The organism is Methyloversatilis thermotolerans, from assembly GCF_000372885.1.
Lineage (GTDB): Bacteria > Pseudomonadota > Gammaproteobacteria > Burkholderiales > Rhodocyclaceae > Methyloversatilis > Methyloversatilis thermotolerans.
Map to the genome: position 1 here is coordinate 2,340,124 of NZ_KB889967.1, position 22,748 is coordinate 2,362,871.

23 protein-coding genes are annotated in these 22,748 nt (G+C 64.8%); 13 read left to right on the top strand and 10 right to left on the bottom strand.

The annotated features are described in order from the left end of the window. Positions 1-22: 22 nt before the first annotated feature. Both wrbA and A3Q7_RS0110315 read left to right on the top strand, forming a co-directional pair. Positions 23-616 carry an NAD(P)H:quinone oxidoreductase gene (gene wrbA / locus A3Q7_RS0110310; protein ID WP_018411793.1) on the top strand — a complete coding sequence of 198 codons (594 nt, stop codon included), beginning with the start codon at positions 23-25 and terminating at the stop codon, positions 614-616. A gap of 1 nt (position 617) precedes the next feature. Then, positions 618-986: a DUF2069 domain-containing protein gene (locus A3Q7_RS0110315; RefSeq protein WP_018411794.1), complete on the top strand. Its 369-nt coding sequence runs from the start codon at positions 618-620 to the stop codon at positions 984-986. A 6-nt stretch (positions 987-992) separates the two neighbouring features. Here the strand turns inward: A3Q7_RS0110315 and A3Q7_RS0110320 are convergent, their stop codons facing one another. From A3Q7_RS0110320 to A3Q7_RS0110340, 5 genes are all read right to left on the bottom strand, one after another. Beyond that, positions 993-2,540, bottom strand: a complete 1,548-nt coding sequence (locus A3Q7_RS0110320; protein WP_026224703.1) for a 2-isopropylmalate synthase — start codon at positions 2,538-2,540, stop codon at positions 993-995. 132 nt (positions 2,541-2,672) lie between these two features. After that, positions 2,673-3,443: a CDP-diacylglycerol--serine O-phosphatidyltransferase gene (gene pssA / locus A3Q7_RS0110325; protein WP_018411796.1), complete on the bottom strand. Its 771-nt coding sequence runs from the start codon at positions 3,441-3,443 to the stop codon at positions 2,673-2,675. 167 nt (positions 3,444-3,610) lie between these two features. Further along, positions 3,611-4,627: a ketol-acid reductoisomerase gene (ilvC, locus tag A3Q7_RS0110330; protein ID WP_018411797.1), complete on the bottom strand. Its 1,017-nt coding sequence runs from the start codon at positions 4,625-4,627 to the stop codon at positions 3,611-3,613. Positions 4,628-4,687: 60 nt separating this feature from the next. Then, complete coding sequence (ilvN, locus tag A3Q7_RS0110335; RefSeq protein WP_018411798.1) at positions 4,688-5,179, bottom strand: acetolactate synthase small subunit; 492 nt, start codon at positions 5,177-5,179, stop codon at positions 4,688-4,690. 155 nt (positions 5,180-5,334) lie between these two features. Then, on the bottom strand, positions 5,335-7,044 hold the full coding sequence (locus A3Q7_RS0110340) for an acetolactate synthase 3 catalytic subunit (RefSeq protein WP_018411799.1): 1,710 nt from the start codon (positions 7,042-7,044) through the stop codon (positions 5,335-5,337). A gap of 129 nt (positions 7,045-7,173) precedes the next feature. Here A3Q7_RS0110340 and A3Q7_RS0110345 point away from each other — a divergent pair, with 129 nt between their 5' ends. From A3Q7_RS0110345 to A3Q7_RS0110360, 4 genes are read left to right on the top strand one after another with little or no spacing between them, the layout of a single operon-like run. After that, on the top strand, positions 7,174-7,740 hold the full coding sequence (locus tag A3Q7_RS0110345) for an RNA polymerase sigma factor (protein WP_026224704.1): 567 nt from the start codon (positions 7,174-7,176) through the stop codon (positions 7,738-7,740). After that, positions 7,737-8,162, top strand: coding sequence for a DUF3619 family protein (locus tag A3Q7_RS0110350; protein ID WP_018411801.1), 426 nt, complete (start codon positions 7,737-7,739; stop codon positions 8,160-8,162). The genes A3Q7_RS0110345 and A3Q7_RS0110350 overlap by 4 nt, the downstream gene beginning before the upstream one ends. Continuing rightward, positions 8,159-8,620: a DUF3106 domain-containing protein gene (locus A3Q7_RS0110355; protein ID WP_018411802.1), complete on the top strand. Its 462-nt coding sequence runs from the start codon at positions 8,159-8,161 to the stop codon at positions 8,618-8,620. Before A3Q7_RS0110350 ends, A3Q7_RS0110355 begins: the two co-directional genes overlap by 4 nt. Positions 8,621-8,649: 29 nt before the next feature. Further along, on the top strand, positions 8,650-9,081 hold the full coding sequence (locus A3Q7_RS0110360) for an RDD family protein (protein ID WP_018411803.1): 432 nt from the start codon (positions 8,650-8,652) through the stop codon (positions 9,079-9,081). Positions 9,082-9,084: 3 nt separating this feature from the next. On the opposite strand, the gene lptG is transcribed toward A3Q7_RS0110360, so the two are convergent. Continuing rightward, positions 9,085-10,158, bottom strand: coding sequence for an LPS export ABC transporter permease LptG (gene lptG, locus A3Q7_RS0110365; protein WP_018411804.1), 1,074 nt, complete (start codon positions 10,156-10,158; stop codon positions 9,085-9,087). A 3-nt stretch (positions 10,159-10,161) separates the two neighbouring features. Further along, a complete protein-coding gene (gene lptF, locus A3Q7_RS0110370) occupies positions 10,162-11,244 on the bottom strand; it encodes an LPS export ABC transporter permease LptF (RefSeq protein WP_018411805.1) in 1,083 nt (360 codons plus the stop codon). Between the two features lie 126 nt (positions 11,245-11,370). Here lptF and A3Q7_RS0110375 point away from each other — a divergent pair, with 126 nt between their 5' ends. Genes A3Q7_RS0110375 through A3Q7_RS0110390 form a run of 4 tightly spaced genes read left to right on the top strand, consistent with a single transcriptional unit; the run spans position 11,371 to position 16,802 of the window. Continuing rightward, a complete protein-coding gene (locus A3Q7_RS0110375; protein ID WP_018411806.1) occupies positions 11,371-12,867 on the top strand; it encodes a leucyl aminopeptidase in 1,497 nt (498 codons plus the stop codon). Positions 12,868-12,874: 7 nt separating this feature from the next. Beyond that, positions 12,875-13,303 (top strand): DNA polymerase III subunit chi, encoded by a 429-nt coding sequence (locus A3Q7_RS0110380; protein WP_018411807.1) that lies wholly within the window; start codon positions 12,875-12,877, stop codon positions 13,301-13,303. Next, positions 13,300-13,818 (top strand): hypothetical protein, encoded by a 519-nt coding sequence (locus A3Q7_RS0110385; protein ID WP_018411808.1) that lies wholly within the window; start codon positions 13,300-13,302, stop codon positions 13,816-13,818. Before A3Q7_RS0110380 ends, A3Q7_RS0110385 begins: the two co-directional genes overlap by 4 nt. Before the next feature lie 29 nt (positions 13,819-13,847). After that, on the top strand, positions 13,848-16,802 hold the full coding sequence (locus tag A3Q7_RS0110390; RefSeq protein ID WP_018411809.1) for a valine--tRNA ligase: 2,955 nt from the start codon (positions 13,848-13,850) through the stop codon (positions 16,800-16,802). Between the two features lie 105 nt (positions 16,803-16,907). Here the strand turns inward: A3Q7_RS0110390 and A3Q7_RS0110395 are convergent, their stop codons facing one another. Genes A3Q7_RS0110395 through A3Q7_RS0110405 form a run of 3 tightly spaced genes read right to left on the bottom strand, consistent with a single transcriptional unit; the run spans position 16,908 to position 19,358 of the window. Then, positions 16,908-17,612 (bottom strand): glutathione S-transferase family protein, encoded by a 705-nt coding sequence (locus A3Q7_RS0110395; protein ID WP_018411810.1) that lies wholly within the window; start codon positions 17,610-17,612, stop codon positions 16,908-16,910. 10 nt (positions 17,613-17,622) lie between these two features. Then, positions 17,623-17,850, bottom strand: coding sequence for a sulfurtransferase TusA family protein (locus A3Q7_RS0110400; protein WP_018411811.1), 228 nt, complete (start codon positions 17,848-17,850; stop codon positions 17,623-17,625). A gap of 50 nt (positions 17,851-17,900) precedes the next feature. After that, positions 17,901-19,358, bottom strand: coding sequence for a M48 family metalloprotease (locus A3Q7_RS0110405; protein ID WP_018411812.1), 1,458 nt, complete (start codon positions 19,356-19,358; stop codon positions 17,901-17,903). Between the two features lie 175 nt (positions 19,359-19,533). Between A3Q7_RS0110405 and A3Q7_RS0110410 the strand changes: the two genes are divergently transcribed. From A3Q7_RS0110410 to A3Q7_RS0110420, 3 genes are all read left to right on the top strand, one after another. Continuing rightward, positions 19,534-20,004: a response regulator gene (locus A3Q7_RS0110410; protein ID WP_018411813.1), complete on the top strand. Its 471-nt coding sequence runs from the start codon at positions 19,534-19,536 to the stop codon at positions 20,002-20,004. 7 nt (positions 20,005-20,011) lie between these two features. Next, a complete protein-coding gene (gene moaC / locus A3Q7_RS0110415) occupies positions 20,012-20,503 on the top strand; it encodes a cyclic pyranopterin monophosphate synthase MoaC (protein WP_018411814.1) in 492 nt (163 codons plus the stop codon). Positions 20,504-21,194: 691 nt separating this feature from the next. Next, a complete protein-coding gene (locus tag A3Q7_RS0110420) occupies positions 21,195-22,688 on the top strand; it encodes a CYTH and CHAD domain-containing protein (RefSeq protein ID WP_026224705.1) in 1,494 nt (497 codons plus the stop codon). Positions 22,689-22,748: the final 60 nt, after the last annotated feature.

The following is a 22,748-nucleotide window of genomic DNA, read 5'->3' on the forward strand; positions in this document are numbered from 1 at the left end:
CTGGCAAGTCGACGAAATTCGTATGAAAGAAATACTGGTCCTCTACTACAGCCGTCACGGCGCCACGCAGCACCTTGCGCGTCAGATCGCCCGCGGCATCGATTCCGTCGCGGGCGCTTGCGCCCGGCTGCGCACCGTTCCGCCGGTATCCACCGTGTGCGAAGCAACCGCGCCCGCGATTCCGGACAGCGGCGCCCCGTACGCCGAGGTGACCGACCTGGAGGAATGCGTCGGCCTCGCGCTCGGCAGCCCCACGCGCTTTGGCAACATGGCTGCGCCGCTGAAGCATTTCCTTGATGGCAGCAGCCCGCAATGGCTTTCCGGCGCCCTCGCCGGCAAGCCGGCAGCCGTATTCACGTCCTCCGCATCCATGCACGGCGGCCAGGAAACAACCTTGATCAGCATGATGCTGCCGCTTCTGCACCACGGCATGTTCATCGTCGGGCTGCCGTACAGTGAACCGGATCTTTCATCCACGAGGGACGGGGGCACGCCTTACGGTGCAAGCCATGTCGCCGGGCACGACGGACGTTCAGCGCTGTCGGAAGCGGAAACGCGTCTGGCGGTCGCCCTCGGCCACAGGCTGGCGTACGCTGCCCTCAAACTGGCTGATTGACATGAATGCCCGCCACTTCAACTTGCTCGCGTCGTCTAGCCTGATCGCCCTCATCCTGCTCGGACTGGCCTGGGAACTGTGGCTCGCGCCACTGCGTCCGGGCGGGTCCTGGCTGGTGCTCAAGATACTGCCGTTGCTGGCCGCGCTGTTCGGCATCCTGCGCGGAAAACGCTACACCCATCAATGGATGTCGTTGCTGAGCATGGCCTATTTCACCGAAGGCATCGTACGCGCCACTTCCGACACCGGCCTGTCGGCGCAGATCGCGGCGCTTTATACGCTGCTGTCCGTCCTGCTGTTCATCGGCTGCACCTTCTATGCGAAGCATACGGCACCGAGCCGGCTTGCCGGCACCGACAAGGCCGCTTGAATCCGCTCAGATCGGGCTCTCGGCCCCCTGGGGATTGAGTTTCTGGCTGCCCTGCAGCTTGTTCAGGGCATTGATGTAGGCCTTGGCGGAGGCGACGATGATGTCGGTATCGGCGCCCTGTCCGTTGACGATGCGCCCTCCCCGGGACAGGCGCACGGTCACCTCGCCCTGGGCATCGGTGCCGGTGGTGATGGCATTCACCGAGTAGAGCAGCAGTTCCGAGCCGCTCTGCGCCACCGACTCGATCGCGCGGAAGGATGCATCGACCGGTCCGCTGCCCTGCGACTCGACACGGACCTCGCGCCCCTGATCGGTCAGCGTGACCGCCGCGTGCGGCGCCTCGCCGGTCTCCGAACGCACGCTCATGGCGACCAGCTTGTACTGCTCGACCTCAGGCGTGACCGCCTCGTCGCTCATCAGCGCCTGCAGGTCCTCATCGAAGATTTCGTGCTTCTTGTCCGCCAGTTCCTTGAACGCGGCAAAGGCGACGTTGAGCTGTTCCTCGGACTCGACGACGATGCCCAGTTCGTTCAGGCGCGCACGGAAGGCGTTGCGGCCCGAATGCTTGCCGAGCACCAGCTTGTTGGTGTTCCAGCCCACATCCTCGGCACGCATGATTTCGTAGGTTTCGCGGTGCTTGAGCACGCCGTCCTGGTGGATGCCGGACTCGTGCGCGAACGCATTGGCACCGACGATGGCCTTGTTCGGCTGCACCGGGTAGCCGGTGATGGTGGATACCAGGCGCGAGGCCGGAACGATCTGCGCGGCATCGATACGGGTTTCGACGCCGAACACGTCGCGGCGCGTACGTACCGACATGACCACTTCTTCCAGTGACGCGTTGCCGGCGCGCTCACCCAGACCGTTGATCGTGCATTCGACCTGACGCGCGCCGGCCATCACGGCTGCCAGCGAATTGGCCACCGCCATGCCGAGATCGTTGTGACAATGGGTGGACCACACGACCTTGTCCGCCCCCGGCACGCGCGCGATCAGCGTGCGCATGCGTTCGGCCCATTGCGCCGGCACCGAATAGCCCACGGTATCCGGCACGTTGATGGTTTTCGCCCCGGCCTTGATCACCTCGCCGAACACGCGCACCAGGAAATCGATGTCGGACCGGACCGCATCCTCGGCCGAAAACTCCACGTCGTCCGTGTACTGCCGTGCCCAGCCTATCGCCTTGATAGCCTGCTCGACGACCTGATCCGGACTCATGCGCAGCTTCTTTTCCATGTGGATGGGGCTGGTCGCGATGAAGGTGTGGATGCGGCCGCTGGCGGCCGGCTTGATCGCCTCGCCGGCGCGGCGGATGTCGTTCTCGCTGGCGCGGGCGAGCGAACAGACGGTGGATTCGCGTATCGTTTCGGCCACCGCGCGAACCGACTCGAAATCGCCGTTGGACGCCGCCGCGAACCCCGCCTCGATCACGTCCACACGCATCTTTTCAAGCTGCCGCGCGATGCGCAGCTTCTCGTCACGCGTCATCGATGCGCCGGGACTCTGTTCGCCGTCACGCAGCGTGGTATCGAAAATGATGAGGCGGTCAGTCATGGCAATCTCCAGATCATCCGGAACGCCTCCGGACGTGATGCGGGGGAAACGGTCAGCAAGCCGGGTGACGGCCGGAGCCGGCAAATATAGTGGGGGCGAGCCGACGCGACAATGTTCGGATGAAGCCGGGATTCAGCCTGCTGGCGGGCCCGCTTCGCGGCGGCGGAGGCGAAACAGCCACATCACGTAACCCGACAGGCAATAGGCGACGAACAGACTGAACAGTACGACCGGCGGATTCAGGGAGACCGCGACGAAAGCGAGCACGAAACCGAAGATGACCACGAAGGGCACACTGCGCCGCAGATTGATGTCCTTGCCGCTCCAGAACTTCACATTGCTCACCATGGTCAGCCCGGCGAACAGCGTCACCGCGAAAGCCGCCCAGCGCATGTCCGCGCCCGAGAAGTCATTATCGGTGGCGACCCAGACCAGGCCGGCCACCAGCGCGGCCGCGGCGGGACTGGGCAGCCCCTGGAAATAGCGCTTGTCTACCGTGCCTATCGTCGTGTTGAAGCGCGCCAGCCGCAGAGCCGCTCCGGCGCAGTAGATGAAGGCCGCGATCCAGCCCCACTTGCCGAGTCCGCGCATCGCCCACTCATAGGCGATAAGTGCCGGCGCGGCGCCGAAGGACACCATGTCGGACAGCGAATCGTATTCGGCCCCGAAGGCGGACTGCGTCCGGGTAAGACGTGCGACGCGTCCATCGAGGCCATCGAGCACCATGGCGATGAAGATGGCGACCGCCGAATATTCGTAGCGTCCGTTCATCGCCTGCACGATTGCGTAGAAGCCGCAGAACAGCGAGGCCGTCGTGAACAGGTTGGGCAGGATGTAGATGCCGCGCCGGCGCTTCACCGGATCGGCAGGCTTGATGCAGTGCTGAGGATCGAATTCGGACATGCACTCACTCCGGACCTGTCAGGGGCAGCGATTGACACCTCATGGGCGCGTTGCGCCGGATCCGACGCGCTCATATGCTGCGCGTGCCGGTCGCCACATCCGACAAAAAACCCGGCGACCGGCGCACCCTATTGTGCCGGATACGCCGGGTGTGGCGGGGGCGGGAATCAGTTCTTCGACTGGTCGACCAGCTTGTTCTTGGTGATCCACGGCATCATGCCGCGCAACTGGGCGCCCACCTTCTCGATCTCATGGGCAGCCGTCAGGCGACGACGTGCCGTCATCTCCGGATAGTTGGTCCGACCTTCGAGGATGAAGTTCTTCGCATACTGACCGTTCTGGATATTGGTCAGGCATTCCTTCATCGCGGCGCGGGCCTCGCCGGCGATCACGCGCGGGCCGGTGACGTATTCACCGTATTCGGCGTTGTTCGAGATCGAGTAGTTCATGTTCGCGATGCCGCCCTCGAAGATCAGGTCGACGATGAGCTTCACTTCGTGCAGGCACTCGAAGTAGGCCATTTCAGGCGCATAACCGGCTTCCGTCAGGGTTTCGTAGCCGGCCTTGATCAGTTCGACCAGACCGCCACACAGCACGGCCTGTTCGCCGAACAGATCGGTTTCGGTCTCTTCGCGGAAGGTGGTTTCGATCACACCGCCCTTGGTGCCGCCATTGGCCGCAGCGTAGGACAGCGCCAGATCGCGCGCCTTGCCGGACTTGTCCTGGTACACCGCGATCAGCGACGGCACGCCGCCTCCGCGCAGATATTCCGAACGCACGGTGTGGCCCGGGCCCTTCGGAGCGATCATGACCACATCCAGATCCTCGCGCGGCACGACCTGGTTGTAGTGGATGTTGAAGCCATGCGCGAACGCCAGCGTGGCGCCCTTCTTGATGTTCGGCTCGATGTCGCCGTAATACACCTGCGGGATGTTCTCGTCCGGCAGCAGGATCATGACCAGATCGGCGCCCTTCACCGCATCGGCGACTTCCTTCACCTTCAGGCCGGCGCCTTCGGCCTTCTTCCACGATGCACCGCCCTTGCGCAGGCCGACCGTGACCTTGACGCCGGAATCGGACAGGTTCTGTGCGTGGGCGTGGCCTTGCGAACCGTAGCCGACGATGGTGACTTTCTTGCCCTTGATGAGCGACAGGTCAGCGTCCTTGTCGTAGAAGACTTTCATGGGTTTTCCCTTGTGCAGTATGGGTTGTGGCGGTGTGCGGTGTGATAGGCGGGTGTTTCGTCAGAGACGGAGGATGCGGTCGCCGCGGCCAATGCCGGCGACGCCTGTGCGCACCGTCTCCAGGATGAGCGAGCTGTCGATCGCGCCGACGAAGGAATCGAGCTTCGCGGTGTTGCCGGTCAGTTCGATCACATAGGTCGAATCGGTCACGTCGATGATGCGGCCGCGGAAAATGTCGGACACACGCTTCAATTCCTCGCGGTCCTTGCCGGTGGCGCGCACCTTGATCAGCATGAGTTCGCGCTCGATGTGCGCGGCCTCGGACAGGTCGACCACCTTTACCACCTCGATCAGCTTGTTCAGCTGCTTGGTGATCTGCTCGATGATGTCATCCGAGCCGGTCGAAATGATGGTCATGCGCGACAGCGAACCATCTTCTGTCGGCGCCACGGTGAGCGATTCGATGTTGTAGCCACGAGCCGAGAACAGGCCCGACACGCGCGACAGCGCACCGGCTTCGTTCTCTATCAGTACGGAAATGACATGCCTCATTGCGAGCGCCTCTTTCTGGAAATCGGAGAACCGCCGCCACGGTGCGGGCTGCCGGAGGCCGGTGCCCGTTGTCCGGTCCGCCGGTAAGCGGACCGGGCAGCCCCGGCGGTGCATGGCAGCCGGGGTCCGCGATACGGCAGTGTCGGAGTACTGCGTTACAGGTCTTCGGCCGACAGGATCATGTCGGTAAGACCCTTGCCGCCCATCACCATCGGATAAACGTTCTCGGTCGGGTCGACCTGGAAGTCGATGAACACGAGGTCATTCTTGCGCTTGAAGGCCTCGCGCAACGCACCTTCCACGTCGCCCGGCTTCTCGACGCGCAGGCCGACGTGGCCGTAGGCCTCGGCCAGCTTGGCGAAATCGGGCAGCGAATCCATATAGGACTCGGAATAGCGGTTGCCGTGAATGAACTCCTGCCACTGGCGCACCATGCCGAGATAGCGGTTGTTCAGGCTGCATATCTTGAGCGGGATGCGGTACTGCTTGCAGGTGGACAGTTCCTGGATGTTCATCTGCACCGAACCTTCACCGGTCACCACAGCCACCGGCGATCCCGGGTGGGCGAGCTGCACGCCGATGCCGTACGGAATACCCACGCCCATGGTGCCGAGGCCCCCTGAATTGAGCCAGCGACGCGGCTTGTCGAACTTGTAGTACTGTGCCGCCCACATCTGGTGCTGGCCTACATCCGAGGTCACGAAGGCGTCGCCCTTGGTGACTTCCCACAGCTTCTCGACCACGAACTGCGGCTTGATCACCTCGTCGCTGTTCTTGTACTTCAGGCAGTCGCGACGGCGCCATTCCTCGATCTGCTTCCACCACTCACCCAGCGCGTCCTTGTCCGGACGCTCGCTCGATCCCTCGAGCAGGCGCAGCACGTCATCGAGCACATCCGGCAGGTTGCCGACGATGGGCACATCCACCTTCACACGCTTGGAAATGGACGACGGATCGATGTCGATGTGGATGATCTTGCGGGCGACACGGGCGAAATCGGCGGGATTGCCGATCACGCGGTCATCGAAGCGGGCACCGACCGCAAGCAGCACGTCGCAGTACTGCATGGCCATATTGGCTTCATAGTTGCCGTGCATGCCCAGCATGCCGACAAACTGCCTGTCGGTCGCCGGGTAGGCGCCCAGGCCCATCAGCGTGTTGGTACACGGCGCGCCCAGCATGCGCACCAGCTTGGTGAGCTTGTCGGAACAGTCGGACAGCACCACGCCGCCGCCGGCATAGATCATGGGGCGCTTGGCTTCCAGCAGCAGCTGGACCGCCTTCTTGATCTGTCCCTGGTGCCCCTTGGTAATCGGGTTGTAGGAACGCATCGTGACCGATTTCGGATAGTCGAATTCGGCCTTGGCGATCGTGATGTCCTTCGGGATATCGACCAGAACCGGGCCCGGACGGCCGGTCTTGGCGATGAAGAAGGCCTTCTTGATGGTCGGCGCGATGTCCTTGACATCCTTCACCAGGAAGTTGTGCTTCACGCACGGGCGCGTGATGCCCACGGTGTCGCACTCCTGGAAGGCATCCTGTCCGATGGCCGCGGTCGGCACCTGGCCGGTGATGATCACCATCGGAATCGAGTCCATGTAGGCTGTCGCGATGCCGGTCACGGCATTCGTGACGCCAGGGCCCGACGTCACCAGTGCAACGCCCACGCGTTCGGTCGAGCGCGAATAGGCGTCGGCTGCGTGCAGGGCAGCTTGCTCGTGGCGCACCAGTACGTGGCGAACCTTGTCCTGCTTGAAGAGCTCATCGTAGAGATACAGGACGGCGCCACCAGGATAGCCGAACACATAATCGACCTTTTCTTCCTGAAGGCACCTGACTACAATTTCCGCTCCGGTCAAAAGCATCGCTGCACCTGTAAAAAAATTCCGGAAAAGCCGCAAAGGGTAGCTGCCGCCCAGTTAACGGTCAAGGCATTTGTAGGCAGCATGCGGTCCGTTCTGATCCGCATCACGACCCCCTGAGAAAGACTCGCCCTGGCTTCCCGCGAAGAACTGTCCGGTTTTCTTGCTGCCGTCGAGCGCCGCGCCTTCAAGCAGGCGGTGTTCGCGCTGCGCGACGACGAATCCGCACTGGATGCGGTGCAGGACGCGATGATGAAACTCGCGGAAAAGTACGCCGGCCGGCCGGCCGAAGAGTTTCCGATGCTGTTCCAGCGCATCCTGCAGAACGTGATCCGCGACGCCTTCCGACGCCGCAAGGTGCGTTCGACCTGGACCACGCTGCTGTCCGTATTCGGTGGCGGCGACGAGGACGAAGACCACGATCCGCTGGACACCCTCGCGGTAGACGACCCGTCGGACCTGGGACGCACACCCGAACAGAACCTCGAACAGTCGGAAATCATGGCCTTGATAGAAAAGGAGATTTCCCGGCTGCCTGCCCGTCAACGCGAGGCCTTCCTGATGCGTTACTGGGAAGAAATGGATATTGCCGAGACCGCCAGCGTCATGGGCTGCTCCGAGGGCAGCGTGAAAACGCACTGCTCCCGGGCCACCCACGCGCTGGCGTCCGCACTCAAATTGCGTGGAATCAAGCTATGAATCCCAGCCCGCACCACATTCCGGCCGCCTCGATCGAGGCGGAACTGGGCAGCCGCGTTCATGCGGCGCTCGAAGCTTCGGCGGCCACCCTCCCCCCGGACATCGCGTTCCGTTTGCGTCAGGCGCGCGAAAACGCCCTCCGGTCGTCCGGCCGGAAACAACGCCGCTTCGCGCGGTTGCCCAGCCTGGCAGGCGTTCCCGCCGAGCTGGGGGGCGCCTGGATGCGCACCAACCTGAAATCCGCGCTTGCCGTCAGTGCGTTGATGGTGCTGGCGGTGCTGGCCAATCAGCAACGGCATGACGAACACATCGACGAATCGATCGATATCGACAGTGCGCTGCTGATCGACGACCTGCCGATCGACGCCTATCTGGATCGCGGTTTCGGCGCCTGGCTGGACAGCCAGGGCGAAACCCGATGACGGGGCCCGGTAGCCGCCTTGTCGCGGCGCTTTTCCTGTCCTTTGCACTGACGCGCGCGCTGGCTGCAGGCGGTGGCGGTACCGACTGGCCGCAACTTGACCAGGCACAGCAGGCCATCCTTGCGCCGCTTGCCGCTGACTGGGACAGCTTTGACACGGAGCGCCGCCGCCGCTGGCTTGAACTGGCGGCACGATACCCGTCGATGACGCTGGACGAACAGGCCCGCATGCGCACGCGCATGGCCTATTGGGGAAGCCTCAGCGCGAAGGAACGGATCGAGGCGCGCGAGCGCTATCGCCGCCTGCAGTCGCTGCCCGCCGATCAGCGCGAAACGCTGCGCCGGCAATGGGAAGCCTATGAAAGCCTGTCACCGGAAGAACGCCAGCGTCTTCTTGACGGTCAGAAGACAAAGTCGAAGACACCGGGCTCGCCGCTGGCGGCCCCGGTCCGGAAATAGATTCGCAGGCGGAACCGCCTGGCTTGCCCATGAACGCACCCTATCGATACCCGGAGGCCGGCCTGCGCCGCCGACTGAGCTCGCTCCTGTACGAGTCGCTGCTTCTGCTTGGCGTGCTGGCGGGCGGATTCATGCTTCCCTACCTCGTCGTCGGCCTCGCTTTCGGGGTATCGCCGCAGGGCTGGTTCGCCTGGCTGCACATCACGATGCTGCTGGGACTTTACTTCGTTCACTATTGGCGGCGCGGCGGACAGACGCTGGCCATGCAGACCTGGGGCATACGGGTGGTCGATGCGCTCGAAGACAGGCCTCCAACGTTCAAGCGCGCCTGCGTGCGCTACCTGCTGAGCTGGCCTTCGCTCCTGTTCGGAGGCGCCGGCCTGGTGTGGGCACTGTTCGACCGCGAACACCGCTTCCTGCACGACAGGCTGGCCGGCACGCGCATCATCCGCATCAAGTGAGGCCTACCGCCGGTCTTCCCACCACAGCATGACGGCAGCCGCAAGCAGGAACAGCGCGCCCGGCGTCAATGCGGCCGCGTAGGGTGGCCAGGAATTGATCGCACCCAGGTTCGAGAACAGGCCGTTCAGCATGTGGAAGAACACGCCTATCATGACGCCGGTGAATACCTTGATGCTGACTGCGGTGTTGCGGTTGTGCATGAAGGCGAAAGGCAGCGCAAGCGCCAGCATGACCAGGCAAGCCAGCGGATAGGTAAACTTCTTCCACAGGGCGATCTCGTATCGTCCGGTCTCCTGGCGGTTCTCGGACAGATGCGCGATGTACTGCCACAACTTCCATACCGACATACGCTCGGGCACCACCAGCATCACGCTGAGCACATCCGGGTCAAGCCCCGCAGCCCAGTCCATCGAAGGCAGATGCGAAGTACGCGTGGTCATGCCGTCGAAATCGGTGCGGCGCACATCGGACAAGGTCCAGCCGGTGTTCTGTGCATAGATGCCGGTCGCCGCCTCATAGGCAGAGCGCAACACGCGATCATCGTCGAACTCGAACACCTTCACATTTCTCAGCGTGCCGTCCGGCGTCACGCTGCCGACATTGATGAAGCTGTCACCATCCTTGATCCAGAAACCGCTGCGGAATTCGCTGGTCAGCAGTTGCGAACGGGCCGACAGCTTGAGTTCCTGTGCCATCCGTTCGGCGGGCGGCGCGACGAATTCTCCGGTCGCGAAGGTGAGCAGCACAAAGGGCAGACCGATCGCGCCGAGCAGTCCGAGGAAGCGGGCGGTGGACAGTCCGGATGCGCGAAGCACGGTAATTTCCGAATGCCGCGACAGGGTGGTCAGCGAATAGAGTCCGCCGATGAGCACCGCGATGGGCAGCGTCTCGTAAGCACGGCCGGGGAGCGTGAGCAGCGTGAACATCACCGCATGCTCGAGCCGGTAATTGCCGCGCCCCAGATTGTCGAGTTCGTTGATCAGGTCGAAGAAGCCGAACAGGCCGAGAAAGGCCGCCAGCACGAGCAGCGTCGCAAGCGTCACTTCGCGGCGGATGTAGCGTCTGTGGATCTGCATGATTCAGCGGCTCAGCCAGCTCCGGGGCAGATGCCCGTAGGTTCGCCACACGAAAAGCGCGGCGGCGAGCACGAACATGCTGCCGTGCAGCCCCCACAGCACCGCGCCGAACGACAGCTTGCCCTGCACCACCCAGGCCTGGGTGACGCTCAGCAGATTGGAGTAGACAAGATAGATGAGCAGCGCCATCAGCAGGTTGTTGGTGCGGCCCGCGCGCGGATTGACGAAGGAGAGCGGGATGGCCAGCAGGGCGAGGTTGAGCGCTGCGATCGGCAATCCGACGCGGAACGCCAGCTCACCCATATTGGCAGGGCTGGGATCGTCAAGCAGCTCGGGTAGCGTCAGCAGGAAGGGCCGTGACTCGACCCCCTGCGCCTCCTTGGTTTCGATGCGTACAGCATACCGCTCGAACTCCATCATCCTGTATTCAGGGCTGCCCGGCACCCCCTCGTAGCGCCGCCCGTTCAACAGCACGACGAAGCGGTCGCCATTCTCCAGTGTTTGCGTGTAGCCGTCTCCGGCCACCACAACGCCCGAACGTCCCTTGTCCGAAGAACTGACGAAGATGTTCTTGACCGCGCCATCGGTGCCGTCGCCGCTTTCCACGAAAAACACGCGGTTCGCCTGCGAGGACTCGCGGAAACTGCCGGGCGACATCTGTGCCACGTCATCGCGATTGCTCATCCGCGTGCGGTACTCCGCGCTCTTCACCTGCGACCAGGGCGCCAGGTAGAGCGAAAGCACGGCCACTCCCAGCACCATGGGCAGCGCGAACAGCATGACCGGCCTCACCCAGCGCGAAAGAGGCAGCCCGGTCGCGAACCACACCACCATTTCCGAATCCCGCCAGGTGCGCGACATGGCGAGCAGGATGGACACGAACAGGGTCAGCGACAGGATGACGCCGAGGTAGCGCAGGGCGCCGAAACCCAGCAGGGCCATCACGGCTTCGGACGCGACCTTGCCGCCGGCCGCCTGCCCCAGCAAGCGAACCAGTTGCGTGGACAGCACGATGGCGAACAGCGCGACGAACACGGTCAGCGCGGTACCGGCGAATTCGCGCAGGGCAGCGCGCTGGAAAATCAAGCCTGGGGCTCCGGGCAGAAGATGGCGCGCATAGAGCGGACCGCCACTGATCTTTTTTGACTCGCGCGCTTTTTCACGTCGATAATCGATTGATCGGCAGCACGAACCGGACTGAAGGAGAAGCGGGTGGAATTTAGCATAAAGAGCGGCAGCCCCGAGAAACTGCGCACCGGTGCCATCGTGGTGGGCGTGTTCGAATCGCGCAAGCTGTCCGCCACTGCGGCTGCACTGGATGCGGCAAGCAAGGGGCGCATTGCGGACATCGTCGGCAGTGGCGACATGGAAGGCAAGGCGGGCGGCACGCTGCTGCTGCACAAGCTGCCGGGCGTCGCAGCCGACCGCGTGCTGCTGGTGGGCCTGGGCCGGGAGAAGGACTTCGGCCTCAAGGAATTTCGCGATGCCGTGGCGGCCTCGATGCGGGCGCTCAAGGACACCGGCGCGGCCGACGCCGTGGTCGCGCTGGCGGAAACCGCGCCGCGCAAGCTGGGCGTGATCGGCGCGTTGCGCCAGGCTGCACTGATCGCACTCGACGTGAGCTACCGCTATGAAGCGCCCGGACAGGGACGCAAGGCACCGGACAAAACCGGCCTGGGCGCACTGGCATTCACGTTGCCGAAGAAAACCGATGCCGGCAAGGCGGAAAGCGCGCTCGCCCAGGGCGCCGCGATCGGCCGCGGCATGTCGCTCACAAAAACGCTGGGCAATCTGCCGGCGAACGTCTGCACGCCCACCTACCTCGCCGAACAGGCGGTCGCGCTCGGCCACAGCCACGGCATCGCGGTCACCGTGCTGGATCGCCCGGAACTGGAAGAACTGGGCATGGGTTCCTTCCTGTCGGTGTCGGACGGCTCGCGCCAGCCGCCCAAGTTCATCACCATGGAGTACCGCGGCGGCAAGAAGTCGGACGCGCCCATCGTGCTGGTGGGCAAGGGCATCACCTTCGACACGGGCGGCATTTCGCTGAAGCCGGGCGAAGGCATGGATGAAATGAAGTACGACATGTGTGGCGCCGCCAGCGTGCTCGGTACCTTCCAGGCCCTGGCCGAAATGAAGCTGCCGCTGAATGTGGTGGGACTCATCCCGACCACCGAGAACATGCCGGGCGGCAAGGCCACCCGTCCGGGCGATGTCGTGAAGTCGATGTCCGGCCAGACCATAGAAATCCTCAACACCGATGCCGAGGGCCGGCTCATCCTGTGCGATGCGCTCACCTACGCGGAGCGCTACGACCCGGCCTGCGTGGTCGACATCGCGACGCTGACCGGCGCCTGCATCATCGCGCTCGGCCATGTCACCAGCGGTCTCATGGCGAACGACGATGCGCTGGCCGACGAACTGCTGGCGGCAGGCCAGAATGCCTGGGATCGCGCGTGGCGCATGCCGATCTGGGACGACTATCAGGACCAGCTCAAGAGCAATTTCGCCGACATGGGCAATATCGGTGGCCGCCCCGCCGGTTCCATCACCGCTGCCTGCTTCCTCGCGCGCTTCGCGAAGAAGTACAAGTGGGCCCACCTGGACATCGCCGGCACGGCGTGGAAGAGCGGCAAGGACAAGGGCGGCACCGGGCGTCCGGTACCGCTGCTGACGCACTTCCTGCTGGACCGCGCAGGCAAGCTCTGAGCAGCGGATGGCGGTCGCCGAATTCCACCATGACGCGCCCGACCGGCTGCGCCACGCCTGCGCACTGGTGGCACGGCTGTACGCACAGGGCCGCCAGGTGTGGATACATTGCGACAGCGATCCGCTGGCGGCGCGGCTGGACCAGATGCTGTGGCTGTTCGAGCCGCTGGCTTTCATACCGCATGTGCGCGAAGGGCATCCGCTGAGCGCGCAGACGCCGGTGCGCATCGGGCGAGATCCGTCCGCGGCACCGGCCGAGGCGGTGCTGCTCAATCTGGCCGGCGACGTGCCGGTTGGTTTCGAACAGCGCGGCCACATCATCGAAATCGTGGGCCGCGACCCCGCCGACCGCGACGCCGCGCGCGCGCGTTTCGTGCGCTACCGGCAGAGCGGCTTCGACATGCAGACCTTCAAGGCCGAGGCGGACCACACATGAGCGAAGACATCCTGGGACGCGCCGATTCGCTGATGCGGCGCAGCCGCACCTTCGTCGCCGGCCGCACGACCACTGCGCCAGCGGATGACGGCATCCCGCTGCTCACCGACGAGGTGGACCTCGGCGCATTGAGCGGCGTCGCGGACGATGCGCGAGAGGCCGCGCTGCGCGAAGCGACCGAACGCGTCAGCGGTGAAGTGGCCGCGCGCGTGACCGAGCAGTTGCAGCAGGCGACCTCGGATGCGCTGAGCCGCGAATTCGCCGATCTGCCGGAGCGCATACAGCAGCGCATCGACGACTGGTGCGCCACCTCGCTGCCCGCGCTGGTCAGCATAGAAATGCAGGTCGCGCTCGAAGCGGCGCTGAGCGCCGCGGTCGATACCGCCGCCGCGCGCATACGCGAACAGGCGGTGATCGATCTGCGCGAACAGATCGCGGCCGACATCGAAAAGCGCAGCCAGGCCGTGCTGAACGCCACACTGTCGCCTGCGGGCGCCCCGGACCAGCCCTTATAATCGGCGGTTTGCACTTTCGCAGACCCGTCATGACGCTGGCCAAAAGTTTCGAGCCGGCCGACATCGAACGCCGCTGGTACCCCGAGTGGGAATCGCGCGGCTATTTCGCTGCCGGCCTGGACACGCAGACCCCCGACAAGAAGAACTTCTGCATCCTGCTGCCGCCGCCGAACGTGACCGGCACGCTGCACATGGGGCATGGCTTCAACCAGACCCTGATGGACGCGCTGACGCGCTATCACCGCATGCGTGGCGACAACACGCTGTGGCAGCCGGGTACCGACCACGCGGGCATCGCCACCCAGATCGTGGTCGAGCGCCAGCTCGATGCGCAGGGCGTGTCGCGCCACGACCTCGGCCGCGAGGAGTTCGTGAAGAAGGTGTGGGAGTGGAAGGAGTATTCGGGCTCCACCATCACGCGCCAGATGCGCCGCCTGGGTACCTCGCCCGACTGGTCGCGCGAGCGCTTCACGATGGACGAAGGCCTGTCGAAGACGGTCACCCAGACTTTCGTGCGGCTGTACCAGGAAGGTCTGATCTACCGTGGCAAGCGCCTGGTGAACTGGGACCCGGTGCTGGGCACCGCGGTATCCGACCTCGAAGTGGTGCAGGAAGAGGAAGCCGGCTCGCTGTGGCACATCCGCTACCCGCTGGCCGATGGCTCCGGTCATCTGACCGTCGCCACCACCCGCCCGGAAACCATGCTGGGCGACGTCGCGGTCATGGTGCATCCGGAAGACGAGCGCTACAGCGCGCTGATCGGCAAGACGGTGAAGCTGCCGCTGACCGACCGGGAGATTCCGGTCATCGCCGACAGCTACGTGGATCGCGAATTCGGCACCGGCGTTGTCAAGGTGACCCCGGCGCACGACTTCAACGACTACGCGGTCGGCCAGCGCCACGGCCTGCCGATGATTTCCATCCTGACGCTGGATGCGAAGATCAACGACAACGCGCCGGAAAAATACCGCGGTCTCGACCGCTTCGAAGCCCGCAAGCGCATCGTCGCCGACCTCGAAGCCGCCGGCCTGCTGGAAAAGACCGACAAGCACACGCTCAAGGTGCCGCGTGGCGATCGCACGAATGCAGTGATCGAGCCCATGCTCACCGACCAGTGGTTCGTCGCGATGAGCAAGCCGGGTCCGGACGGCAAGAGCATCACGCAGAAGGCGCTCGATGTGGTGGCCAGCGGCGAGATCCGCTTTCACCCGGAAAACTGGGTGAACACCTACAACCAGTGGCTGAACAACATCCAGGACTGGTGCATTTCGCGCCAGCTCTGGTGGGGCCACCAGATTCCGGCCTGGTACGACGATCAGGGCAATGTGTTCGTCGCGCACACGGAAGCCGAGGCCTACCAGAAGTATTTCGAGCACCTCGCGCAATCGAACCCGGACCTGAAGCGCCTGGCCGTCGCCACCGCGATGGCACGCGAAATGTCGGGCGACACCTTGCCGGACGTCGGCCGCAACTACGCGATCAAGGAAAACCTGCCGCTGCTCAGGCGCGACGAGGACGTGCTGGACACCTGGTACTCGTCGGCGCTGTGGCCGTTCTCGACGCTGGACTGGACACCGGAGTGGACGCCAGACCGGGAGCCGGGCAACCCGGACACAAGCAATCCTGCGCTCGACCTCTACCTGCCGTCGTCGGTGCTGGTGACCGGCTTCGACATCATTTTCTTCTGGGTGGCGCGCATGGTCATGATGACCACGCACATCACCGGGAAGATTCCGTTCCGCGACGTCTATGTGCACGGCCTGATCCGCGACGCGGAAGGCCAGAAAATGTCGAAATCCAAGGGCAATGTGCTGGACCCGATAGATCTGATCGACGGCATATCGCTCGACGACCTGGTGAAGAAGCGCACCACCGGCCTGATGAATCCGAAGCAGGCGGAACAGATCGAAAAGCGCACGCGCAAGGAATTCCCCGAGGGCATTCCCGCCTTCGGCACCGACGCGCTGCGTTTCACCTTCGCTTCGCTGGCCAGCCCGGGTCGCGACATCAAGTTCGACATGCAGCGCTGCGAGGGCTATCGCAACTTCTGCAACAAGCTGTGGAACGCCACGCGCTTCGTGCTGATGAACTGCGAGGGCCAGGACTGCGGCCTCGCACCGTGCAACAACGACTGCGGTCCGGATGGCCCGCTGCACTTCCAGGCGCCGGACCTGTGGATCGTGAGCGAACTGCAGCGCGTGGAAGCCGAAGTCGACAGGCAGTTCAACGACTACCGCTTCGATCTGGTCGCGCAGGCGATCTACCGCTTCGTGTGGGACGAGTACTGCGACTGGTATCTGGAACTGGCCAAGGTGCAGTTGCAGAACGGCACCCCCGGCCAGCAGCGCGCCACCCGGCGTACCCTGCTGCGCGTGCTGGAAACCGTGCTGCGCCTGGCGCATCCGCTCATCCCCTTCATCACCGAGGAGCTGTGGCAGACGGTGGCACCGCTCGCCGGCCGCAAGGACGCCGATTCCATCCAGCTTGTGGCCTACCCGCAGGCCAATATGGAACGCGTCGATGCGACGGCGGATGCCTGGGTGGCGGAACTGAAATCCATGGTGGATGCCTGCCGCAGCCTGCGCGGCGAAATGGGCATTTCGCCCGCCACCAAAGTGCCTCTGCTGGCAGCCGGCAAGGTGGACGCCGTCCATGATTACGCGCCCTATCTCGCCGCGCTGGCCAAGCTGAGCGAGGTGCAGGCGGTGGGCGACGAACTGCCCGCTTCTCCGGCTCCGGTGCAGGTGATCGGCGAATTCAGGCTCATGCTGAAGATAGAGATCGATGTCGCCGCCGAGCGGGAGCGCGTGAACAAGGAAATCGCGCGCGTGAAGGGCGAAATCGCCAAATGCGAAGCCAAGCTCGGCAACGACAGCTTCGTCGGCCGCGCGCCGGCAGCCGTGGTCGATCAGGAACGCAAGCGCCTGGCCGACTTCGCCGCCCTGCTCGCCAAGCTCGAGGAACAGGTGGGGCGACTGGGATGACTTGAGGGGTTTGGGGCCAGGGATTCGGGGCGAGCGGATTGCCGGCGGCCAAGCCGCCCGGACACACTTTCCAGTCCCTGCTCCCTGGTCCCTGCGCCCTGGGCCCTAGCCCCTCCAGTAAACCTCCCTCATCCGCTCGCAGTAGCGAACGATGGATGGATGCTCGCGCTCGATGCGCGACTTGAACGGCAGATCGAGATCCACGAACACCACATTGGCCAGCATGCCGTAAGCGCTGGCGTCCGCGGTGGAGGGCTGGCCGAACAGGAAGGGCTTGTCGCCGAGCACGGTGGCAATCGCGGCGATGTCACGCATGCCCATTTCGGTGATTTCGTCCGGCGAGTGCCGGCCCACGCCCACGGACTTCACCTGCTGCAGCATGCCCTTGCGCGCCAGATCGGGAACAAACCACTTCAAGGGCGCCCTCATGCCGCCGAAGAAAGCGGCCCGCGTGGCGGGCCAGAAGCGCTCGTCGGCCCAGCGGAAGTACAGCACGCACCAGTAGGCGTGCTCTTCCAGCGTACGCTGCAGCAGCAGCGACTGGGCCCGCCCGGACGCATCCAGATGGCTGTCCAGCCTTACCCCGTGGCGTCGCGTCAGATGTTCGATGATGAGCCCGCTGTCGGCCACCGTCGTGCCGTCGTCATCGACGATATAGGGCATCTTGCCCTTGGGCGCGCGCCCCAGATTCATCGAATACACGTTCTCGTACGGCAACCCCGCCATGCGCAGCCAGGTTTCGAGCTTCAGGCAGAAGCCGCTGGCATTGGGCAAGCCGAGCGCGGGCGGAAACTGGATGAGCTTGATCATGCGGGGCTGCCTACTTGCAGCGGAAAGTGAAGCTGAATTCGCTGCTCTGTTCGCTGGTTTCCAGCAGCGTGTGGCCGGTCTGCCGCGCGAAGGCCTCGAAATCACGCACCGACCCCGGGTCAGTGGCGAGCACGCGCAACACCTGGCCGCTGCTCATGTCCGACAGCGCCTTCTTGGTGCGCAGTATGGGCAGAGGGCAATTCAGTCCGCGCGTATCGATTTCCTTGTCGATTTCCATAACACCTCCCTTTCCGGAAGCGCGTTTATACCCGCACTCTCGAGCTGTGCCTACAGTCCGTCGCGTTTCTGTTCGGCCAGGCGCTGACGCAGCTCGCGCAAGCGCGCGTCGACCGCGGACTGCTGATAGAAATCGCCGTCGGACGCGCGCTGTGCCAGTTCGAGCTGTTCGATCGCGGCCTGGTACTGCCCGTTGAGCACATAGGCCTCGGCCTGTGCCCGATGCTGCGGCAGACGGCGGCCGAGCATCGCATAGCTCTGCGCCTGGTACTGATAGAGCTGCGGGTCGCGCGTGAACGCGGTGATGTCCGCGTTCACCACCTCCAGCGCCTCCTCCGGCCGGTTGTCGGCCAGCAGCGCATCGACCAGTCCATAGGTCAGCGCCTTGGCCTGGGGCACGCGATTCAGTCCGTCGCGGAACAGGCGTGCCGCCTTTTCGTGGTCGCCGGCATCCAGCGCGACGCGGCCTTCGAGCTGATCGAGCATGGGCGACACCAGCCCTTCTGCGCGCAGAGCGCGAACCTCGGCCGCCGCACGCTCGAAATCGCGCAGCCGCAGCGCCGCATGGGCCAGACCGAAACGCATGGCGGTTCGCGTGCTGCCCTGCACATCGAGCAGGCGGCGCTCGAATTCCTTGAATGCTTCGCGCGCATCGCCGTCGTAGGCGCGCAGCTTGGCGCGCACCAGCAGGAAATCCATGCTGTCCGGCACCTGGCGATAGGTCGTTTCGTTGATGCGGGCCGATGCGTCGGAAATGCGTTCGGACGTCAACGGATGGGTACGCAGATAGGCGTTCGAAGGGGATTCGTAGAAGCGCGCCGAACGCTGCATGCGCTCGAAGAAAGCGGCCATGCCGCGCGGGTCGAAGCCCGCCGCGTCCAGCATCTGTATGCCCATGCGGTCGGCTTCGCGCTCGAAATCGCGGGTATAGGCAAGCTGGCTCGCCACCGCGGCAGCCTGCCCCCCGACCAGCGCCGCCTGGGCCGCCTGCGAATTGCTCTGCGACGCCAGCACCGCGACGATGAGCGAGGCGAGCGCAATCATTGTCGTTTCGCCGCGCTTGGAATAGAGCCGCGCGATGTGGCGCTGGGTCACATGCGAAATTTCGTGGGAAATGACCGATGCCAGTTCGGATTCGCTCTGCGCCGCCATGATCAGCCCGGTATGCACGCCAATGAAGCCGCCCGGCCAGGCAAAGGCGTTCAGCGTCGGATCCTTCAACGCGAACAGTTCGAAATCCTGTGTCGAATTGGGCAACTTGGACACCAGCCGGTCCGCGAGCTGGTTCAGATAGCCATTCACTTCCGGGTCGTTCAGATAATTGCGCTGGCGCACGCGCATTTCCTGCCACAGCGATTCGCCGATGCGTCGCTCGAGTGACGGCGGGAGATCGGCCTGGGCGACATCGCCGAGATCGGGCAGGCTGTTGTCCGCGGCCGCGACAAAGGGGCAGAACAGCAGCGCCGTCGCGAGACGCTTGACGGGACGGGCGAGCGGAATGAGATTCATGGCGGATGCTATGATACCGACGCGATGTGAACCGCGCGTCTGTGTGTCGGTGAGGGCGTGTATCCGCCCCCTGGCCGGCGTCCGGTCATGCATGATCACAGACGGTCCCCGGCGCAGCCGAAGGACATCCTCCGGATCCCGGATCCGGCTCCACAGTTCAGACTATTTGGCTCCGATGTCCTCGCTACCGGTTGGTTCGCATGCGCTGTTGCTGATCGAAGACGTTCCCGAAGACGTGAAGCTCATCATGTCGGCACTGAACAAGATCGTGCCGCCGGAACAGATACAGGTGGCCGCCTCCGGTGAGGAAGGGCTGGATTACCTGTTCGGTCGCGGCGCCTTCGCCGGTCGCGACACCCGCTACCAGCCGGCCCTGGTCATGCTCGATCTGAGCCTGCCGCGCATAGACGGACTGGAAGTGCTGCGCCAGATCCGCGCCGAAGCGCAGACGCGGGTGCTGCCGGTGGTCATCGTGTCGGCGTCGTCGCAGCAGAAGGACATCCGCACCGCGGCGCAACTGGGCGCCAACAGCTTCGTTCGCAAGTCGCTCGATTTCGTCAGCCTGTCCGAAACGCTGACGCTGCTCGCGCGCTACTGGCTGGAACTGAACATCCCGCCGCCGCATCCTTCGCTGATGAGCCGGTGAGCAGACGATGAGTGCCGATACGCCCTCCCCGCTCACCCATTTCGACGCGCAGGGCCAGGCCCACATGGTCGATGTCGGCGACAAGGCACATACCGCGCGCGTCGCGCGGGCTGCCGGCTCCATCACCATGCTGCCGGCCACTTTTGCGCTGGTGCGTGACGGCTCCGCGAAGAAGGGCGATGTGCTGGGCGTCGCGCGCATCGCCGGCATACAGGCCGCCAAGCGCACATCGGACCTGATTCCGCTGTGCCACCCGATCGCGCTCACCAGGGTGAGCGTCGAGTTTTCGCTGGACGAAGCCGCGCACCGTGTCGACTGTGAAGTGACCGCGCACACCACCGGCCAGACCGGCGTCGAAATGGAGGCGCTGACTGCGGTCGGTGTCGCCCTGCTCACCATTTACGACATGTGCAAGGCCGCCGACCGCGGCATGCGCATAGACGGCATCCGCCTGCTCGAAAAGGCGGGCGGCAAATCGGGGCACTGGACCGCCGGCTGAGCGCGCATTCATCGGCTGCGTTCGCGGCCTGGGCGAGCTTATGTGGGAGCGGCCTCTGGCCGCGATGTGGCGCATGCAGGCCGCAGGCTTCGTTCCAGGCTGAATCGCGGGCAAGCCCGCTCCCACCAAACCCTGGCTCCGTTCGTGTTTGCCGCGAGCTCACCCGCTATCCCGGCTCCGTTCGCGGCCTGGGCGCGCTTACGTGGGAGCGGCCTCTGGCCGCGATGCAGCGCATGCAGGCCGCAGGCTTCGTTCCAGGCTGAATCGCGGGCAAGCCCGCTCCCACCACACCCTGGCTCCGTTCTTGTTTGCCGCGAGCTCACCCACTATCCCGGCTCCGTTCGCGGCCTGGGCGAGCTTTTGTGGGAGCGGCCTCTGGCCACGATGCGGCTTATGCCGGCCGCAGGCTTCGTTCCAGGCTGAATCGCGGGCAAGCCCGCTCCCACCACACCCTGGCTCCGTTCGTGTTTGCCGCGAGCTCACCCACTATCCCGGCTCCGTTCGCGGCCTGGGCGAGCTTTTGTGGGAGCGGCCTCTGGCCGCGATGCAGCACATGCAGGCCGCCGGCTCCATCCCGGGCTGCATCGCGGGCAATACGGCCCTCGGCTCCGGTCAAGGTGACGAAATCCCGGCCATCTGTTCTACCATCCGGGGGTTGCGGGCGCCGACGCCCGTTCCGGCACAGGACGCGATGGCCAAGGAAATCGAACTCAAACTGGCGCTGGCCGAACACGGCTGGCCGGCCTTCTCCCGACATCCGCTGCTGCGCGAGGCGATCGCGGCGCCGCACCGGCAGTCATTGCGCAATCTGTACTTCGACACGCCGGACCTGGCGCTGAAGCGCCAGCGCGTGGCGCTGCGCCTTCGCCAGACCGGCCGCCGCTGGGTGCAGACCGTGAAATGCGCGGCGGCCGCCCGTGCCGGACTGTCCGCGCGACCGGAATGGGAAACCCCTTTCGACGGTCATTTCGATTTTTCCGCAGTCGATGATGAGGCGGTGCGCGCGGAGCTGGAAAGCCTGCGCGACCGCGGCGCACTGGCCACCGTATTCGATACGAATTTCGAGCGGCGCGAATGGCGCTTCGCGGCCGAAGGCGGTGAAGTCCTGCTGATGGCCGATCGCGGCCACATCATTTCCGGCGAGCACCGCGAAACGATTTCCGAGATCGAACTCGAGATTGCCGGCGGCGCGAGCGTCCCCGCCCTGCTGGACATCGCCGCCCGGCTGGCCGAGCGTTTGCCGCTGCGCGCCGAATCGCGCAGCAAGGCGCAGCGCGGCTACGAACTGATGGCGGGCAGTACGCCGGTCGCAGTGCGCGCCAGCCGCTCCCCGCTGTCTGCCGAGGCCACTCCGGACGAAGCCTTCAAGGCGATCGCGCTGGACTGCATCGCGCACTACCAGGCCAACGAGCACGGCGCGCTCACCAGCGAAGCGCCGGAATTCGTGCACCAGATGCGGGTGGCTTTGCGCCGCTTGCGCAGCGCGCTGCGCGTGTTCGGTCCCGCGCTGCCGGAAGGTGTGGCCGACGGGCTGACCGGCCGGCTGCGCGCACTGGCGGGCGATCTGGGCGAACTGCGCGACCGCGATGTGCTGCACGAGGAACTGCTGTCACCCGCACTTGTCGCGCACCGTTCCGCCGGGCTGAAGAAGCTCGAGCGTCATCTGGCCGCAGCGCGGTCGCAGACGCGCGATCGGGTGTTGATCGCCCTGCAGGACGGTCGTCAGGCGCGCCTCATGATCGCGCTGCTGCAGACACTGCATGCTGCCCCGCCCGCCGAGCACCGGCTGTCGCTGCAGGCGCTCGCGCGCAAACGGCTGGCCCGCGCGCGCAGCCGCGTCGCCGCCGCCGTTGACCACGCGCGCGGCGGCGACATCGCCGCGCTGCATGCGCTGCGCATCGACGTGAAGCGCTTGCGCTACGCCGTCGAGTTCTTCATGCCCTTGCTGCCTCACAAGAAGGCGCAGCGGACGCTGGCCCTGCTCACCGAAGCGCAGGAAAAACTGGGATTCATCAATGACCTGAGCCAGGCCGGCCCGCGCCTGCTGCTGGCGGCGGACGGCGATGCCGCAATGCTGCGCGCGGTGAGCCAGATCGCGGCGCTGCACATGCCGCGCTACCGTCAGATCATCGACCACGCGCCCAAGCTGCTGCGCACGCTGTCCCGATTGCCGAAATTGAACTGAACACGCAGCCGTCATGAACCGTTCATCGCGCGCGCCGACACTGCGGCCGCCCGACATACA

Coding starts and splice junctions, on each gene's coding strand:
- A3Q7_RS0110395 (WP_018411810.1), bottom strand. CDS start 17,612: ATGATCAAGCTCATCCAGTTTCCGCCCGCGCTCGGCTTGCCCAATGCC.
- A3Q7_RS0110390 (WP_018411809.1), top strand. CDS start 13,848: ATGACGCTGGCCAAAAGTTTCGAGCCGGCCGACATCGAACGCCGCTGG.
- A3Q7_RS0110355 (WP_018411802.1), top strand. CDS start 8,159: ATGACGGGGCCCGGTAGCCGCCTTGTCGCGGCGCTTTTCCTGTCCTTT.
- ilvC (WP_018411797.1), bottom strand. CDS start 4,627: ATGAAAGTCTTCTACGACAAGGACGCTGACCTGTCGCTCATCAAGGGC.
- A3Q7_RS0110360 (WP_018411803.1), top strand. CDS start 8,650: ATGAACGCACCCTATCGATACCCGGAGGCCGGCCTGCGCCGCCGACTG.
- A3Q7_RS0110315 (WP_018411794.1), top strand. CDS start 618: ATGAATGCCCGCCACTTCAACTTGCTCGCGTCGTCTAGCCTGATCGCC.
- A3Q7_RS0110420 (WP_026224705.1), top strand. CDS start 21,195: ATGGCCAAGGAAATCGAACTCAAACTGGCGCTGGCCGAACACGGCTGG.
- pssA (WP_018411796.1), bottom strand. CDS start 3,443: ATGTCCGAATTCGATCCTCAGCACTGCATCAAGCCTGCCGATCCGGTG.
- lptG (WP_018411804.1), bottom strand. CDS start 10,158: ATGCAGATCCACAGACGCTACATCCGCCGCGAAGTGACGCTTGCGACG.
- A3Q7_RS0110350 (WP_018411801.1), top strand. CDS start 7,737: ATGAATCCCAGCCCGCACCACATTCCGGCCGCCTCGATCGAGGCGGAA.
- A3Q7_RS0110385 (WP_018411808.1), top strand. CDS start 13,300: ATGAGCGAAGACATCCTGGGACGCGCCGATTCGCTGATGCGGCGCAGC.
- A3Q7_RS0110405 (WP_018411812.1), bottom strand. CDS start 19,358: ATGAATCTCATTCCGCTCGCCCGTCCCGTCAAGCGTCTCGCGACGGCG.
- A3Q7_RS0110320 (WP_026224703.1), bottom strand. CDS start 2,540: ATGACTGACCGCCTCATCATTTTCGATACCACGCTGCGTGACGGCGAA.
- A3Q7_RS0110400 (WP_018411811.1), bottom strand. CDS start 17,850: ATGGAAATCGACAAGGAAATCGATACGCGCGGACTGAATTGCCCTCTG.
- A3Q7_RS0110340 (WP_018411799.1), bottom strand. CDS start 7,044: ATGCTTTTGACCGGAGCGGAAATTGTAGTCAGGTGCCTTCAGGAAGAA.
- A3Q7_RS0110410 (WP_018411813.1), top strand. CDS start 19,534: ATGTCCTCGCTACCGGTTGGTTCGCATGCGCTGTTGCTGATCGAAGAC.
- wrbA (WP_018411793.1), top strand. CDS start 23: ATGAAAGAAATACTGGTCCTCTACTACAGCCGTCACGGCGCCACGCAG.
- moaC (WP_018411814.1), top strand. CDS start 20,012: ATGAGTGCCGATACGCCCTCCCCGCTCACCCATTTCGACGCGCAGGGC.
- A3Q7_RS0110380 (WP_018411807.1), top strand. CDS start 12,875: ATGGCGGTCGCCGAATTCCACCATGACGCGCCCGACCGGCTGCGCCAC.
- ilvN (WP_018411798.1), bottom strand. CDS start 5,179: ATGAGGCATGTCATTTCCGTACTGATAGAGAACGAAGCCGGTGCGCTG.